Annotated in this window: 15 protein-coding genes; 12 read left to right on the forward strand and 3 right to left on the reverse strand. The window is 60.3% G+C overall.

Features of this window, described 5'->3' with window-relative positions:
- Positions 1 to 45 precede the first annotated feature (45 nt).
- The 6 genes from ychF (at position 46) to AC1DCM_RS10710 (ending at position 7,635) form a co-directional block, all read left to right on the forward strand.
- On the forward strand, positions 46 to 1,131 hold the full coding sequence (ychF, locus tag AC1DCM_RS10685; RefSeq protein ID WP_442018815.1) for a redox-regulated ATPase YchF: 1,086 nt from the start codon (positions 46 to 48) through the stop codon (positions 1,129 to 1,131).
- A 129-nt stretch (positions 1,132 to 1,260) separates the two neighbouring features.
- On the forward strand, positions 1,261 to 1,773 hold the full coding sequence (locus tag AC1DCM_RS10690; RefSeq protein WP_477518217.1) for a DUF1877 family protein: 513 nt from the start codon (positions 1,261 to 1,263) through the stop codon (positions 1,771 to 1,773).
- A gap of 470 nt (positions 1,774 to 2,243) precedes the next feature.
- The gene (locus tag AC1DCM_RS10695; protein WP_477518218.1) at positions 2,244 to 3,926 is read left to right on the forward strand and encodes a peptide ABC transporter substrate-binding protein; all 1,683 of its coding nucleotides are present in this window, start codon (positions 2,244 to 2,246) and stop codon (positions 3,924 to 3,926) included.
- Between the two features lie 125 nt (positions 3,927 to 4,051).
- Positions 4,052 to 4,981, forward strand: a complete 930-nt coding sequence (locus AC1DCM_RS10700; RefSeq protein WP_442018818.1) for an ABC transporter permease — start codon at positions 4,052 to 4,054, stop codon at positions 4,979 to 4,981.
- Positions 4,971 to 5,915 carry an ABC transporter permease gene (locus AC1DCM_RS10705; protein WP_442003678.1) on the forward strand — a complete coding sequence of 315 codons (945 nt, stop codon included), beginning with the start codon at positions 4,971 to 4,973 and terminating at the stop codon, positions 5,913 to 5,915. Before AC1DCM_RS10700 ends, AC1DCM_RS10705 begins: the two co-directional genes overlap by 11 nt.
- A gap of 10 nt (positions 5,916 to 5,925) precedes the next feature.
- Complete coding sequence (locus tag AC1DCM_RS10710) at positions 5,926 to 7,635, forward strand: dipeptide ABC transporter ATP-binding protein (RefSeq protein ID WP_477518219.1); 1,710 nt, start codon at positions 5,926 to 5,928, stop codon at positions 7,633 to 7,635.
- A 173-nt stretch (positions 7,636 to 7,808) separates the two neighbouring features.
- On the opposite strand, the gene AC1DCM_RS10715 is transcribed toward AC1DCM_RS10710, so the two are convergent.
- On the reverse strand, positions 7,809 to 8,660 hold the full coding sequence (locus AC1DCM_RS10715; protein WP_477518220.1) for an SGNH/GDSL hydrolase family protein: 852 nt from the start codon (positions 8,658 to 8,660) through the stop codon (positions 7,809 to 7,811).
- Positions 8,661 to 8,942: 282 nt separating this feature from the next.
- On the opposite strand from AC1DCM_RS10715, the gene typA reads away from it, so the two are divergent.
- On the forward strand, positions 8,943 to 10,859 hold the full coding sequence (gene typA / locus AC1DCM_RS10720) for a translational GTPase TypA (RefSeq protein ID WP_442018821.1): 1,917 nt from the start codon (positions 8,943 to 8,945) through the stop codon (positions 10,857 to 10,859).
- Between the two features lie 38 nt (positions 10,860 to 10,897).
- Positions 10,898 to 11,287 carry a hypothetical protein gene (locus AC1DCM_RS10725; protein ID WP_477518221.1) on the forward strand — a complete coding sequence of 130 codons (390 nt, stop codon included), beginning with the start codon at positions 10,898 to 10,900 and terminating at the stop codon, positions 11,285 to 11,287.
- Between the two features lie 27 nt (positions 11,288 to 11,314).
- Here the strand turns inward: AC1DCM_RS10725 and AC1DCM_RS10730 are convergent, their stop codons facing one another.
- Entirely contained in the window at positions 11,315 to 11,545 is a 231-nt protein-coding gene (locus AC1DCM_RS10730) for a putative acetyltransferase (protein ID WP_477518222.1), read from the reverse strand.
- Positions 11,546 to 11,681: 136 nt separating this feature from the next.
- On the opposite strand from AC1DCM_RS10730, the gene fdxA reads away from it, so the two are divergent.
- The 3 genes from fdxA to AC1DCM_RS10745 all read left to right on the forward strand — a co-directional run bounded on the left by fdxA (position 11,682) and on the right by AC1DCM_RS10745 (position 14,687).
- On the forward strand, positions 11,682 to 12,008 hold the full coding sequence (gene fdxA / locus AC1DCM_RS10735) for a ferredoxin (protein ID WP_018776555.1): 327 nt from the start codon (positions 11,682 to 11,684) through the stop codon (positions 12,006 to 12,008).
- A 14-nt stretch (positions 12,009 to 12,022) separates the two neighbouring features.
- The gene (dapC, locus tag AC1DCM_RS10740) at positions 12,023 to 13,171 is read left to right on the forward strand and encodes a succinyldiaminopimelate transaminase (RefSeq protein ID WP_442018823.1); all 1,149 of its coding nucleotides are present in this window, start codon (positions 12,023 to 12,025) and stop codon (positions 13,169 to 13,171) included.
- 232 nt (positions 13,172 to 13,403) lie between these two features.
- Entirely contained in the window at positions 13,404 to 14,687 is a 1,284-nt protein-coding gene (locus AC1DCM_RS10745; protein WP_442018824.1) for a citrate synthase, read from the forward strand.
- A 13-nt stretch (positions 14,688 to 14,700) separates the two neighbouring features.
- Here AC1DCM_RS10745 and galE read toward each other — a convergent pair whose 3' ends face one another.
- Positions 14,701 to 15,651 carry a UDP-glucose 4-epimerase GalE gene (galE, locus tag AC1DCM_RS10750; RefSeq protein WP_477518223.1) on the reverse strand — a complete coding sequence of 317 codons (951 nt, stop codon included), beginning with the start codon at positions 15,649 to 15,651 and terminating at the stop codon, positions 14,701 to 14,703.
- A gap of 80 nt (positions 15,652 to 15,731) precedes the next feature.
- On the opposite strand from galE, the gene AC1DCM_RS10755 reads away from it, so the two are divergent.
- A complete protein-coding gene (locus AC1DCM_RS10755) occupies positions 15,732 to 16,358 on the forward strand; it encodes a TetR/AcrR family transcriptional regulator (RefSeq protein ID WP_477518224.1) in 627 nt (208 codons plus the stop codon).
- Positions 16,359 to 16,440: the final 82 nt, after the last annotated feature.

The following is a 16,440-nucleotide window of genomic DNA, read 5'->3' on the forward strand; positions in this document are numbered from 1 at the left end:
AGCGAGCAGGCATGGTCATCGCGGCAACGGGTAGAATAAATGCTCGTGGCTCTTACTATTGGCATCGTCGGACTGCCCAACGTCGGCAAATCAACTCTTTTCAACGCACTGACCCGCAACCAGGTGCTTGCTGCGAACTATCCCTTCGCAACGATCGAACCGAACGTCGGTGTCGTTAGCCTGCCGGATCCCCGTCTGGCCAAGCTGGCGGAGATCTTCGGTTCCCAGAAGTTGCTTCCCGCTCCTGTGTCCTTTGTGGACATCGCCGGCATCGTCAAGGGTGCCTCCGAGGGCGAAGGCCTGGGCAACAAGTTCCTGGCCAACATCCGCGAGGCAGAGGCGATCGCTCAGGTTGTTCGGGTCTTTGACGATCCTGATGTCATCCACGTCGACGGCAAGGTTGATCCGCGCTCCGACATGGAGACCATCAACACCGAGCTGATCCTGGCAGACCTCCAGACCATCGAAAACGCGATCCCGCGTATCGAAAAAGAAGTCAAGATCAAGAAGCGCGATGCTGCGGAACTCGCTGCCATTAAGGCTGCCCAGGCTGTGCTGGAACGCGGCGACACCATCTTCTCTTCGATTAAGAGCGACAAGTTGGAGATGGGGCACCTCAAGGAACTCGGACTTCTCACTGCAAAGCCCTTTATCTACGTCTTCAACGCCGATGAAGGCATTCTTGGTGACCAGGAAAAACAGGACGAGTTGCGTGCCCTGGTTGCTCCCGCAGATGCCGTATTCCTCGACGCCAAGCTCGAATCCGACCTCGTTGAACTGGACGAGGAAGAAGCCCGCGAAATGCTGGAAATGAACGGCCAGAGCGAATCCGGCCTGGACCAGCTGGCACGCGTTGGTTTCCACACCCTCGGCCTGCAGACCTACCTCACGGCCGGTCCCAAGGAAACCCGTGCATGGACCATTCGCCAGGGCGACACCGCACCCCAGGCCGCCGGCGTGATCCACTCCGACTTCCAGCGCGGCTTCATCAAGGCTGAGGTTGTCTCCTTCGAGGACCTCATCGACGCCGGTTCCATGGCTGAGGCAAAGTCCCGCGGCAAGGTCCGCATCGAAGGCAAAGAGTACGTCATGGCCGACGGCGACGTGGTGGAGTTCCGCTTCAACGTTTAGGGCAGCCAAGCGGGCTACCCATTGTGCCCGATCCACTTCAACGCGGCGATAACATGACCGTTTCATGAGTTGTCCACATAACGCCACGCGCCTGATCGTTGCAGGCGTCGCCCTGGCGATACTTGGAGAATGGGAATCAGATACTACGCATATGCCTTTGACGGCGCCATCACTGACCAGGTGCTGTCCGATCCCTACTATGTTGTATCGGCTGATCCGTTAGCTGATGCTTGGGGTCTTGAATCCGGGGCTGGGGTCAGTAGTACCACCTTCGAGCAATCGGTGCCTGAGCGCGACATGCTCTACCTGGACAAGGCGTGGCGGCAACTGCAGGCCTTCACCGCCTCTTTGGGGTCTGGAGTGGAGGCGAGACCTGCGTTTCGTATGTTTGAAGGAAGAGTGACTATGCACGACGACGGTTGGGAGCCGTGGGTGCAGGCACTGACTCCGTCCGATGTGGTGGCTATTGCTCAGGACTTGAACATTATCTCTGAGGCTGAGTTAAGGCTGCGGCTGCCGGTTTCGCCGCACATCGATAGGGCCTCTGATGTCCAGTATGCCCTTGGCTATCTGCGACGGGCGCAGGTTTTCGTCACAAATCTCGCGGACGAGGGCCGCGGCATGGTCTACCTGATCGGGTAGGGAACAATGCTGGCTCTACCGCTGGTTGCGGAAAGTGTTTGGACCCGGTCAGCCGGATCGAATTCTAAATGCGGTGACCCGTGGAGTTCCTCCTCGTTCGCAATGCCTGGCCCGCGTACTGCAGCCTGAACAGTCGGCGGGTTTGTACTAGACGCTCGACTCGCCCAAGAACCCCGGTTCGGCTGAGCCTTCAGCCTCAACCGGGGTTCTTTTTTGCCCAAAAACAGGCTTGTCCTGCTGTCAGACAGCGAATATTACCACCCAGTAGCTTTTGACTTGAAATTCCCGCCAGTTTAGGCATCTGGAGGTTGCGGAACGGTTACAGTTTGGCCAGCGAGTCCCAACATCCGGACACAATGTGGGTAGGCTTACACACACATGTAGGCAACGTCACAGTAGGAAAACTGCGTCTGCGCCTGGGGGTCATCACAAATTTCCCCTGATCAACTCCACGACTCATAGGAGGCGGAATGCGTTTCTCGCGCACTTCCAAAGCTCTAGGCGTAGCGGCGATAATCGCCCTCGCAGTGACCGGTTGCGGCGGCGGCTCCGGCAGCAACACGAACAGCTCTGCTGCAGCCGATCCCAACAAGGTCATCACCGCATACAGCAATGAACCGCAGAATCCGCTGCTGCCGGCCAACACCAACGAGGTGTATGGCGGTCGCGTCGTCGAGCTGCTGTTTGAAGGCCTTCGTGCCTACGACCCCAGCGGCAAGCCTGTCAATGCTCTGGCAGAGTCGATCGATACCTCCGATTCCCAGAACTGGACTATCAAGGTTAAGTCGGGAGCCAAGTTCACCAACGGCGAGGCCATCACAGCCAAGACGTTCGTTGATTCCTGGAACTTCGCGGCGCTGAGCACCAACCTCCAGAACAACGGCTTCTTCTTCGAGTCCATCGAGGGTTACGCCGATGTCAGCGCCGTCAATCAGACCACAGGCGCTGATGGCAAGAAGACTTCCACTCCGGCCCCCACCGCGCAGACAATGTCCGGGTTGGCAGCCAAGGACGATCAAACCATTACGGTGAAGCTGGCCCAGCCTGAGGCTGACTGGTCACTGCGCCTGGGCTACTCCGCCTTCTACCCGCTTCCTTCAGATGCCCTGAAGGACCCGAAGAAGTTTGGCGAAAACCCGATTGGCAACGGCCCGTACAAGTTCGCCAAGGAAGGTGCATGGGTCCATGACCAGTCCATCTCCCTCGTCAAGAACCCTGACTACAACGGCCCCCGTGCGGCGAAGAACGGTGGAGTGACCTTCAAGTTCTACACCGATCCCGGCCCCGCATACACGGATCTCCAGGCTGACAACCTCGACGTCACCGACGTCCTGCCGTCCAATGCCCTGAAGACCTACACGACGGACTTCCAAGACCGTAACTCCACCAAGCCGGTCGCCAACAACTCCACGCTGAACATCCCGGGTTACAACCCGAACTTCCAGGGTGAAGCTGGCAAGTTGCGCCGCCAGGCCTTGTCCCACGCCATCAACCGTGAAGAGATCACCAAGGTGATCTTCAACGGCACGCGTACTCCGGCTACCGAATTCACGGCTCCCGTTCTGGATGRCTACAACGACCACATCCCGGGCAGTGACGTCCTGAAGTTCGACGTTGCCAAGGCCAAGGATCTTTGGGCTCAAGCTGAGAAGATCAAGCCGTATGACGGTTCAAAGCCGCTGCAGATCGCTTCCAACACCGATGGTGGCAACAAGGAATGGATCGACGCCGTTGCGAACGGCTTCAAGAACAACCTCGGTATCAATGCTGAAATCCAGCCATTCGCCAAGTTTGCTGAAGTCCTGGACCTCCGCAAGTCGCAGTCCCTTCCGGGCCTGACGCGTGCTGGCTGGCAGGGTGACTACCCGTCGCTCTACAACTTCCTTGGACCGGTATGGGCAACCAACGCGTCGTCGAACTACGAGAAGTACTCGAACCCCGAGTTCGACAAGCTGCTCAAGGAAGGCCTTGCCGCCAAGACGCCTGAGGACGCCAACACCAAGTTCAACAAGGCACAGGAGATCCTGTTCCAGGACCTCCCCGGCCTTCCGCTGTGGTACTTGAACCGCCCGATTGTGTGGAGCAACAACGTTGTCTCAGCTGAAACTGGCTGGAATGGCGGAATCCTCTACTACAACATCCAGGCCAAGTAATCCCCAGGATCTGACCTTGCCGTGAGGCATGGGGGCCCGGCCTTAAAGCCGGGCCCCCATTGCCTTGTTTCGGCAGGAAGGCAAACATGACACACCAACGCCCATCAAGCGGAAAGGGGTGACCCGTGGTTCGCTATATCTTGCGTAGGCTCCTTCAGGTAATTCCCGTTTTCCTTGGAACCACCCTCCTTGTCTACTACATGGTGTTCGCCCTTCCGGGGGACCCCATCGCCGCCCTGTTCGGTGAGCGCCAGCCGCCGCAGAGCGTTATTGACGCGCTTCGCGCCCAATACAACCTGGACCAGCCGTTCTGGGTCCAGTACGGGATCTTCCTGAAGAACCTGTTCACCTTCAACCTCGGTGTCGACTTCACCCAGCAGCCCATCTCAGCCGCTCTGGCAAGGGCATTCCCGGTTACCGCGATGCTCGCCGTTGAAGCGCTCATCATCCAGGCCGTCTTTGGCATTGCTTTTGGCGTCTTCGCCGGCCTTCGCAAAGGCAAACTCTTCGACTCCACCGTGCTCATTATGTCGCTGGTTGTGATTGCCGTTCCCACTTTCGTCCTCGGCTTCGTTTTCCAGCTCATCTTTGGCGTCCAGCTCGGCTGGGCCAAGCCGACAGTTGGCGCCAATGCGGACTGGGGAAATCTCATACTCCCGGCAGTGGTTTTGGGGCTGGTCTCCTTCGCGTATGTCCTTCGCCTCACCAGGGCGTCTGTCAGCGAGAACATGAACGCGGACTACGTGCGTACTGCCACGGCCAAAGGCCTTTCGCGTCCGCGTGTGATCATGGCCCATATTCTGAGGAACTCGCTGATCCCTGTTGTGACCTATCTGGGCGCAAACCTGGGTGGCCTGATGGGAGGGGCCATCGTCACCGAAGGCATCTTCAACGTCCCCGGAGTTGGGAACAAACTCTTCCAAGCCATTCAGCGCAGCGAGGGTCCCACCATTGTTGCGATCGTGAGTGTCCTGGTCTTGGTTTTCGTCGTGACCAACCTCCTGGTTGACCTCCTGTACGCCTGGCTTGACCCGAGGATCCGCTATGACCAGTAATACCGAACACTTCGTTGCCCCTGTCGATGAAACCCCGCTGCTGGCCACTGACGCCGTCAAGACGGATCAGGCACCCCTGAGCCTATGGGCCGATGCGTGGCGAAAGCTGCGCCGCCGTCCCATGTTCATCGTCTCCTCGCTGCTGATCCTGTTGTTGCTGACGGTTGCCCTCTTCCCAGGGCTGTTTACCAGCGTGGCGCCCAACAACGACTGCCAGTTGGCCAACTCCGAGGCGGGCCCAACTTCAGGACACCCGCTAGGTTTCACGCTGCAAGGCTGTGACGTCTATTCCCGGGTTGTCCATGGCACGCAAGCTTCGTTGTCTGTCGGCATCCTGTCCGTCCTCGCAGTGATCATCATCGGCGTGACTCTCGGCGCCCTGGCTGGCTACTACGGTGGCTGGTTGGATGCGGTCTTGGCCCGACTCGGCGACATTTTCTTCGCCTTGCCGATCATCCTCGGCGCCCTGGTCATCACTCAGTTGCCGCTGTTCCGCGAGAACAGGAGCGTTTGGACGGTCGTCCTGACGATATCCTTGCTGGCCTGGCCGCAAATGGCCCGTATTACCAGAGGCGCAGTGATTGAGGTGCGCAACGCGGACTTCGTTACAGCGGCCCGGTCTCTTGGTGTTTCCAAGTTTGGGGCGTTGGTCAAGCACGCCTTGCCAAATGCCCTGGCTCCGGTAATTGTTCTGGCCACGCTGGAACTTGGCGTGTTCATCGTCCTGGAAGCGACATTGTCCTTCCTTGGCGTGGGCCTGCCTACCAGCGTGATGTCGTGGGGTAACGATATTTCAGCGGCCAATGCCTCTATTCGAACCAACCCCGGAATCCTGCTCTATCCGGCAGCCGCCCTGTCCATCACCGTCCTGAGCTTCATCATGCTTGGCGACGCCGTTCGCGATGCTCTTGATCCCAAGAGCCGTCAGCGCTAAGGAGGCGAACATGGCTTCTGCCAACGTACGAATCAACGAAGTCACCTCACAGGTACGGCCAATCCTGGAAATCAAGGATCTGGCCATCACCTTCAAGACCGGCTCGGGTGAAGTGAAGGCCGTCAAAAACGCCCACTTGACCATCATGCCCGGCGAAACCGTCGCGATCGTGGGGGAGTCCGGTTCAGGAAAGTCGACGACGGCCCTGGCTGCCATCGGCTTGTTGCCGAACAATGGACGCGTCTCAGGTGGGCAGATTCTGCTGGACGGCGAGGACATCTCGCATGCGCCGGAACGACGCATGATTGAACTCCGCGGCAGCCATATCGGTATGGTTCCCCAGGACCCGATGTCCAACCTCAATCCCGTGTGGAAGATCGGCTACCAGGTTCGCGAGACCCTCAAGGCCAATGGTCGTCCGGACGGGCCCGAAGACGTTGCCCGGGTTTTGGCGGAGGCGGGTCTTCCCGATGCTGCGCGGCGAGCCAAGCAGTATCCACACGAGTTCTCCGGCGGTATGCGCCAGCGGGCTCTTATCGCTATCGGTCTGAGTTGCCAGCCCAAGCTCCTGATCGCGGATGAGCCTACGTCTGCATTGGACGTTACCGTCCAGCGCAAGATCCTGGATCACTTGGACAAAATGACTACGGAGCTCGGTACATCGGTGCTGCTCATCACCCACGACCTCGGCCTTGCTGCCGAGCGCGCGGACAAGGTAGTGGTTATGTACCAGGGCAACGTTGTGGAGGCGGGTCCTTCACTGGAACTGCTGCAGAACCCGCAGCACCCCTACACAAAGCGACTCGTGGAATCGGCGCCCTCGCTCGCCTCCCGCCGCATTCAGGTGGCGAAGGAGCTGGGCGTGGAAGCCAGCGACCTCTTGGCGCCTGTCGCGGCAATTAAGAAGCACGCAACCGACGAGGTCCTGCAGATCCGAAACCTGCGCAAGATCTACAAGCTCCGGCAGGGCCTGGGCCAGACCTCAGACTTCGCTGCAGTGGACGACATCAGCTTCGACGTCAAGCGCGGAACCACTACGGCGATTGTGGGGGAGTCGGGTTCGGGTAAATCCACCGTGGCCAAAATGGTCCTCCAACTTGAGAAGCCTACCGAGGGCCAGATTGTGTTCGACGGCGTCGATACTGCTGGACTCAAAGGCAAGGACCTCTTCAAGTTCCGGCGGCGGGTGCAGCCGATTTTCCAGGATCCTTACGGCTCCCTGGATCCGATGTACAACATCTTCCGGACCATCGAAGAGCCTCTGCGGGTGCACAAGATCGGAAATGCGGCCAGTCGCGAAAAGAAGGTCCGCGAGCTGTTGGACCAGGTGGCTTTGCCACAGTCCATGATGCAGAGGTATCCGAACGAGCTTTCAGGTGGCCAGCGACAACGCATTGCGATTGCCCGTGCCTTGGCCTTGGATCCTGAAGTGATCATCTGTGATGAGGCCGTCTCCGCGTTGGACGTACTCGTCCAGGCGCAGGTGCTGAACCTTCTCGCCGACCTTCAGGACAACCTTGGTCTGACGTACTTGTTCATTACCCACGACCTCGCCGTTGTGCGCCAGATCGCCGACCACGTCTGCGTCATGGAAAAGGGCCAGCTCGTAGAAACGGGCAGCACGGACGATGTCTTCGACAACCCGCGCGAGGCCTACACGCAGGCACTGTTGGATGCCATTCCTGGCGGTTCGCTGCTGCTGCCGCCCGCGGTGGCCTGACCGACGTCGTACTCTCTGCTGACGAGACAACAGCAGCCGAGGAGACAAAAGCAAGAGCCGGTGGCTCCCACGAGAGGGAACCGCCGGCTCTTGCCGTTAAATCACTCGTTGTTAGGCCTGCTCTGCATCCCAAATCACCCGCAAAAGGCGCAAAGCAAGCCCCGCAACGGCATCTATTCGGGTGAAACGGACGGGTCGGTGTCCGGGCGTGCCGTCAGACCAAGTGCCGTGAGTTCGCGCGCCAGAACGCTGCCCAACTTCGCGTGCCCGGATGGCTTGAGGTGGACGCCGTCCTGGAGATCGGCAACGGCATCGTAGCGGGTGAGCCAGTCGCCCGCGCTGACAAACGGGATCGCTTGCTTGGCGGCGATCCGGCCAAGGAGTGCGTCCACCTCGGAACGGCGGCCGCCACCGTTGTCGGCTCCGCGTGCCAACGTCCCGATCATTGCCAGCCGGGCACCCGGATAGCGCTTCTTGAGCGCACCGAGGAGCCGGTCGGCGTTACTCGTGATCTGGGCGTCAGTGGCCTTTTGGGAGGCGTCATTGCCGCCACCCTGGACCACGATCAGTGGCGGATCTCCGTAAGGCAGCAGCCAGTCCCCACGCTGGAGCGCGTCGATGTAATTGCCTGTCTTGCCGTTGGAAGCTACGAATCCCGTGCCACCCATGCCCACGACGTGCAATTTGTACCCAAGCGCCGAAATTCCCCTTTGCGGCCATGAGTCCTTCGGCATGGCCTGGGAATCGCCAATCAACACCGCGGTGTGGCGCACATCGGCGAGGACCACTTCGTCGCGGTTGTTCGCCGGATTCCTGTAGAGGGAGCCCACTGGCAGGTCAAGGGGGCTCGGAGCAGGCGCCACCCTAAGGGGTTTGTCCGCCGCTGAAGTCTCCGCGGGAACTGGCGCGGCTGAGCGCGAGGGTGTGGATTGTGGGGTTGCTTGGTTTGGTCCGCAGCCGACCACAAGAACGCCAACGGCGATCAAGGGTGCGAGCAGGCGGAACGCGGCCGAGGCTTTGCGCATCGTTGGTCTCCGTGTGGCACTGGTTCTGCAGCAATCATGGGGCACTGGAAGCAGAAAATCCAGCATCTTGACTGCCGGTTACTAAAGCGTGATGTGCTGTGATGGACGCCACAATCGGGCGGTAAATGGCTTGCTTTTTAGGCTGATAAATGCAACTGCGTTTAGACTTGCTGTAGGTGCCCTGTGTCCCGGGGTCTTTTTCGTTGTGTGTTCCGATCACGTGATCAGGTATGCGCGCGGATACAAACAACTGACTTCACCACTGAAACGAGTCATAAACGCATGTCTGAAACCATCACCAACACTGCGTCGCGGAGCGATCTGCGCAACGTCGCGATCGTCGCACACGTTGACCACGGTAAGACCACCCTGGTCGACGCCATGCTCAAGCAGACCAACTCCTTCGCTTCCCACGGTGAGGTTGAGGACCGCGTCATGGACTCCGGTGACCTGGAGCGCGAAAAGGGCATCACGATCCTCGCAAAGAACACCACGGTTGCCTACAACGGCCCGTCGTCCAACGGCGAAACCATCACCATCAACGTCATCGACACCCCCGGCCACGCCGACTTCGGTGGCGAGGTTGAGCGCGGTCTTTCCATGGTCGACGGCGTTGTCCTGCTGGTCGACTCCTCTGAAGGCCCGCTGCCCCAGACCCGCTTCGTGCTCCGCAAGGCCCTTGCTGCGCACCTCCCGGTGATCCTCCTGGTCAACAAGACGGACCGTCCCGACGCCCGCATCGATGAAGTTGTCCACGAGTCCATGGACCTGCTCCTGGGCCTGGCTTCGGACCTTGCCGACGAAGTTCCGGACCTGGACCTGGACAAGGTCCTCGAAGTTCCGGTCGTCTACGCTGCTGCCAAGGTTGGCCGCGCCTCCCTGGACCAGCCGGACAACGGCTCCGCCCCGGACAACGAGGACCTTGAGCCCCTTTTCAAGACCATCATCGAGCACATCCCCGCTCCCACCTACAACCCGGATGGCGTGCTTCAAGCGCACGTGACCAACCTGGACGCTTCGCCGTTCCTTGGCCGCCTCGCCCTGCTCCGCATCTACAACGGCACGCTCCGCAAGGGCCAGACTGTCGCGTGGGCCCGTGCCAACGGTGAACTCAAGAACGTCAAGATCACTGAACTCCTGGCCACCAAGGCACTGACCCGCGTTCCTACCGAGTCGGCCGGGCCGGGTGAAATCGTTGCCGTTGCAGGTATCGAGGAAATCACCATCGGTGAAACCCTTACGGACGCCGAAAACCCGCAGCCGTTGCCGTTGATCACCGTGGATGACCCCGCGATCTCCATGACCATCGGTATCAACACCTCGCCGCTGGCCGGCAGGGTCAAGGGAGCCAAGGTCACCGCCCGCCAGGTGAAGGACCGCCTGGACAAGGAACTGATCGGTAACGTCTCCATCAAGGTTCTGCCCACCGAGCGTCCGGACGCTTGGGAAGTACAGGGCCGTGGCGAGCTCGCCCTGGCAATCCTCGTTGAGCAGATGCGTCGCGAAGGCTTCGAGCTGACCGTTGGCAAGCCGCAGGTAGTCACCAAGACCATCGACGGCAAGATCCACGAGCCGATGGAACACATGACCATCGACGTGCCCGAAGAGTACCTCGGCGCCGTAACCCAGCTCATGGCCGCCCGCAAGGGCCGCATGACCAACATGGCCAACCACGGCACCGGCTGGTGCCGCATGGAATTCATCGTTCCTGCCCGTGGCCTCATCGGCTTCCGCACCAAGTTCCTCACCGACACCCGTGGTGCCGGTATCGCGGCTTCCATCTCCGAAGGCTACGAGCCGTGGGCCGGTCCCATCGAATACCGCACCAACGGTTCGATGGTTGCCGACCGCGCCGGTGTCGTCACCCCGTTCGCCATGATCAACCTGCAGGAGCGCGGTTCCTTCTTCGTGAAGCCCACCTCCGAGGTTTACGAAGGCATGATCGTGGGCGAGAACTCACGCGCCGACGACATGGACGTCAACATCACCAAGGAAAAGAAGCTCACCAACATGCGTGCAGCTTCCTCGGACACCTTCGAGAACCTGACGCCGCCGCGCGACCTGACCCTCGAAGAGTCCCTCGAATTCGCGCGTGAAGACGAGTGCGTTGAGGTGACGCCGGAAGACATCCGTATCCGCAAGCTCATCCTCGATTCCAACGAGCGTGCCAAGGCCAACCGCGCCCGCGCAAAGGCCTAGTCCGGTCCGGCCGGGTTGAATCCGGCTGGAACAGCAGAATGAACAAGGGAGTCGCCAGTATGGCCCGTGGCATCGCCGCGGCCGTGCTGGCGGCTCTTTTGGTTGCTGCGGCAGGAACGGCACTCCACCGGCAGAGCATGGTGATCTCCGGCGTCGACGTCCAGTGGGGCGTCTGCGCCGCGCTGTTGCTGCTCGCGTCGGTACAGTTGTGGCTGGCAGCTTGGTCGGTTTCAGTTATCCCGACGGCGGTAGCAGGCGTGGTGGTTTATGCCACCGTCGGTGCATTGTCGTCAGGGGGACGCGACAAACAGTTGTTGCTAGGTGACGCCGCGGGCAACATCTGGGTTTATGGCATAGCTGCAGTCACGTTGATCATGCTTGTTGTTGCCAGCCGTCTGGTGAAGCGATGGCGGACAGCTGTTCAGTAGGTAGTGTCCCGCGCACAGCTGCCAGCACTACTGGCGCCGGGACGGTGGTGGGGGAACTTCTTTCGCTGCGATGACCAGCGCAAGTGGAATTTCGACGTCGGACGTTCGCGTTCGTACGGTGCAGCTGCTTTCTGTGGTGGTCACCAGATACCCCAGCRCATCGGTCAGGCCGTCTTGGATCCTGTAGCGGACCACGACCCGAATGCCCGGCTGGGCTTTGAGCAGAAATTGTCGAGGTGGCAAATGCGGGGGAGTCACCGTTTCATACTAAGACGCGGGCTAGGTTGGCGTCATAGCACTGTTGGATAATAGGGTCAGAAGTTGAGTGTCCGGCATGCTGCCGGCCGTATTACCCCGGCTATTGGCCGGGACAAACCGTGGAGAGGTCTGGGACGTGACGTACGTAATCGCGCAGCCGTGTGTAGATGTCAAGGACAAGGCATGTATCGAAGAATGCCCTGTTGACTGCATTTACGAAGGTGAGCGTTCCCTCTACATCCACCCGGATGAATGCGTTGACTGTGGTGCTTGCGAACCCGTATGCCCTGTTGAGGCCATCTACTATGAGGATGACACTCCGGAAGAGTGGGCTGACTACTACAAGGCCAACGTCGAATTCTTTGACGATCTTGGCTCCCCGGGCGGCGCTGCGAAGATCGGCAACACCGGCAAGGACCACCCGTTCATTGCCGCACTGCCCCCGCAGAACCAAGACCACTAAGGGCGGTTGCTTCCTTGATTTCCGCGGCACCGGCCTTTGGCCTTAACCTGCCCGACTACCCGTGGGAGGCCATGGCACCGTATGTGGCCACAGCCGCCAAACATCCCGGGGGTGCCGTTAACCTCTCGATCGGAACCCCGGTTGATCCCACTCCAGGGCTGATCCGCGACGCATTGGCTGCGGCGTCGGACGCCCACGGCTACCCGACTGTGCATGGCACCCAAGCCTTGAGGCAGGCCGTCGTGGACTGGTTTGCGACCCGCCGCGGAGTCCCCAACCTGGATCCAAAGGACGTTATGCCCACGGTGGGCTCCAAGGAGCTCGTCGCCTGGTTGCCTTTCCTGCTGGGCCTTGGCAACGGGGACATCGTAGTCAGGCCTACCGTTGCCTACCCCACGTACGACATCGGCGCGATGCTGGCGGGAGCTACCGCCGTAGCGGCGGATAGCCTGGACGAGCTGGATGCCGCTACTCGTGCAAGGGTTCGCTTGGTCTGGATCAACTCGCCGGGCAATCCCACGGGCAGTGTCCGGAGCGTGGAATCTCTACAACAGATCGTCAACCAGGCGCGCGAAATCGGCGCCGTAGTGGCCTCCGACGAATGCTACGCCGAGCTTGGCTGGGGTGAGTGGGATGTCCAGCGTGGGGGAGAAGCGGTCCCGAGCATCCTGGACCCGCGGGTTTCCGGTGGTTCCACGGATGGCCTCCTTTGCGTCTATTCCCTGAGCAAGCAGTCCAACCTCGCCGGCTATCGGGCTGCTTTCGTAGCTGGCGATTCCGCGATTATGGCCAACCTTGTTAACAGCCGGAAGCACGCGGGAATGATCGTGCCCTACCCGGTGCAAGAGGCGATGCGCGTCGCTTTGGGCGATTCGAACCACGTGCTTGCCCAAAAGGACCTCTACCGCGGGCGGCGCGAGAGAATCGTTCCGGCACTTGAGAAGTTCGGATTGCAGATCCATGACTCCAACGCCGGGCTTTATCTATGGTCTACGGCGGGTGAAGCTACGTGGGACACGGTTGCCCGGTTCGCTGAGCTGGGGATCGTCGTAGGACCCGGTGTTTTCTACGGTGATGCCGGCAATGGCTTCATCCGGGTGGCACTGACGGGCAGCGATGAACGCATTGACGCGGCCGTGGAGAGGTTAAGCTCAGGGTCATAACAATGCTGTGACTTGTGCCACAAGTCGCGTCATTCCGCCAGTAACCGGACGGAACGGATTAGTTCCGGAGGGTTACTGGCGGTAGCTTTTTAACTGACTATCAATGGTGGCCTTCAATAAGAAAGCACTGCGGTCGTTGGAGCCCTGCAACAGTGGGGCCGAAGACGGCGTCACCAGAAGTTGGTTGGACAAGCGTTCTATAGAGGCCCAGAGGCCTCATGAAGGGGACTCCATGACTGAGACCACCAGCGCGACACTGCGCCATGCCGGCGGCGAACTTGAACTGCCGCGCATCCAGGTTGTAGAAGGAAACGAAGGTTATGACGTTTCCAAGCTGCTGAAGCAGACGGGCGCCGTTGCCTATGACCCCGGCTTCATGAACACAGCGGCCACCACCTCTGCCATCACGTACATCGACGGCGACGCAGGCATTCTGCGCTACCGCGGGTACCCGATCGAGCAGCTCGCACAGCACTCGAGCTTCCTTGAAGTTTCCTACCTGCTGATCTACGGTAACCTTCCCACTCCCACGGAACTGGAAGCCTTCGATCAGCGCATCCGCCACCACACGCTCCTGCACGAGGAACTGAAGGGCTTCTTCGGCGGATTCCCGCGCGATGCTCACCCCATGCCGGTGCTTTCCTCGGCCGTTTCAGCGTTGTCCACGTTCTACCAGGACTCGCTGGATCCCTTCAACGCGGAGCATGTGGAAGTTTCCACCATCCGCCTCATGGCCAAGCTGCCCGTTATTGCCGCTTACGCCCACAAGAAGTCCATCGGCCAGCCGATGCTCTACCCGGACAACTCCATGAACCTCGTGGAAAACTTCCTGCGGTTGAGCTTTGGCCTCCCGGCCGAGCAGTACGAGCTGGACCCCATTGTGGTCAAGGCCCTGGACCTGCTGCTCATCCTGCACGCTGACCACGAGCAGAACTGTTCCACCTCCACTGTCCGCTTGGTGGGTTCCTCCAACGCAAACCTCTTCGCGTCAGTATCTGCCGGCATCAACGCCCTCTTTGGCCCCGCCCACGGCGGCGCCAATGAGGCCGTGCTGAAGATGCTGCGCCAGATCCAGGCCGACGGCATCAAGCCCGAGGACTACATGGAGAAGGTTAAGAACAAGGAAGACGGCGTCCGCCTCATGGGCTTCGGGCACCGCGTCTACAAGAACTACGATCCCCGCGCCAAGATCATCAAGGCAACGGCGCACGAGGTCCTGGGCAAGCTCGGCGGCAACGACGAACTGCTGGACATCGCCATGCGCCTTGAAGAAAAGGCCCTGGCTGATGACTACTTCATCCAGCGCAAGCTGTACCCCAACGTGGACTTCTATACTGGCCTGATCTACAAGGCGATGGGTTTCCCGGAGAAGATGTTCACCGTCCTCTTCGCCATCGGCCGCCTCCCGGGCTGGATTGCCCAGTGGCGCGAAATGATCAACGATCCCCAGACCAAGATCGGCCGCCCGCGGCAGCTCTACACAGGGGAGCCGGAGCGCAACTACCCGGCCAACTGATACGGCAACAGCGTCAATCACGACGGCGGCCGCCCACCTCGCGCGAGGGGGCGGACGAGGCATCGGCCCAGAAGGCGGGGAGGTCGCCAGCGCGGCGGCCCGTGATTTCGTAGGGCAGCTCGTGTCCGACGGCCTTTTCGAAGGAGCGCAGTACCTCCAGCACGGACGATCCCTTGCCGGAACCAAGGTTCCAGCGACGGACGCCAGCGCGGTCAGCAATGAAGTTCAGTGCCGCCACGTGACCTTCAGCAAGATCCACGACGTGGATGTAGTCGCGCTGGGCCGTTCCATCAGGGGTGTCATAGTCACCACCGAAAACCATGAGTTTCTCGCGGCGTCCCACGGCAACCTGTGCGATGAATGGGACAAGGTTGTTGGGAATGCCTTGAGGGTCCTCGCCGATGCGTCCGGACGGGTGGGCGCCAACCGGGTTGAAGTAGCGCAGCAGTGCGATATGCCAGCGGTCGTCCGCATTGCCCAGGTCCGAGAGGATGTCCTCGATCTGTTCCTTGGTGCGGCCGTACGGGTTGTTGGCGCCGATTTCCATCTTCTCGATGTACGGGATGGGATTGTGCTCGCCGTATACGGTTGCCGAGGAGCTGAACACAATCGAGCGGACGTTGTGCTTGTCCATGGCCCGGAGCAGGTTCAGCGTGCCCACAATGTTGTTGTAGTAGTACGCCAATGGCTCCTGAACGGATTCGCCCACGGCCTTCAGTCCTGCGAAGTGGATCACGGCGTCGATCTGGTGCTGGTCGAACACGTCCTCGACGGCGGGCTCGTCCACCAGGTCAACTTTGTGGAAGGCTGCAGTCTTGCCAGTGAGCTCGGAAACCCTCCGCAGGGACTCTTCGCTGGAGTTCACGAGGTTATCGAGCACGACGACCTCATGACCGGCTTCCTGAAGGGACAGAACGGTGTGCGAACCGATGTAGCCGGTGCCACCCGTGACAAGAATTTTCATGATGTCTACGCTATCGGAAATCGGAGCCACGCCGCTCAGTGTTGAGCGGTGTTGAAGCACGTTCGTGCTAAAAAATACTGGTGCCCAAAATTGTTGATGCCGAAGCCCGGCGCCAGGAAGTTGTCCAAGCTGTCTTCAGGATCATCGCAAGCGACGGTTTGGAACGGGCCTCCCTTCGTGAAGTAGCTGATGAAGCCGGGCTGGCCGTAGGCTCCGTTCGGCACTATTTTGCCAGCAGCGACGAGCTTCTCGTGTTCTCCTTTTCCTCCGTCATCGACCGTATTAGCGGTCGGCTGGAGTCAGCTTTGCTTGCCGTTGAAGGCGAAATCCCGGGCAGCGCCGGGCAGCACGCCGCGGTGTTGAACCTCTTGGGTCAGTTCCTTCCCTTGGACGAAGAACTCGCCGTGGACGCCTGCGTTTGGATGGCCTTCCGCCACGCTGCCCGGATAAAGCCGGTCCTTGCTCCCGAAGCCGAACGCAGTCACCGCGTGGTCGCTGCCATTGTGGGACGCCTCATCATCCTGTTGAGCCCCGGCGAAGCCACCGCCCCGCAAAGCCTTGTCACAGAGGCTGAACGGCTCCTGGCCACCATGGACGGCCTGTGCATGCACGCGCTGCTCCAGCCCGAATGGATGACGGCCGAGATGTGTAGTGACGTCCTCACGGCCCATCTGGCGGCTTTCGCTCCGGTGCCGGCTGCGCCATAGGCCGTCCTGCCCTAAGGACGCCCTCAGGACGCTGACAGGAAGACCCAGGTGCCACCCAGCAAGCAGTGCCTCCCGCACCGTT

The sequence above is a fragment of the Paenarthrobacter sp. 10N417 genome (assembly GCF_056394745.1).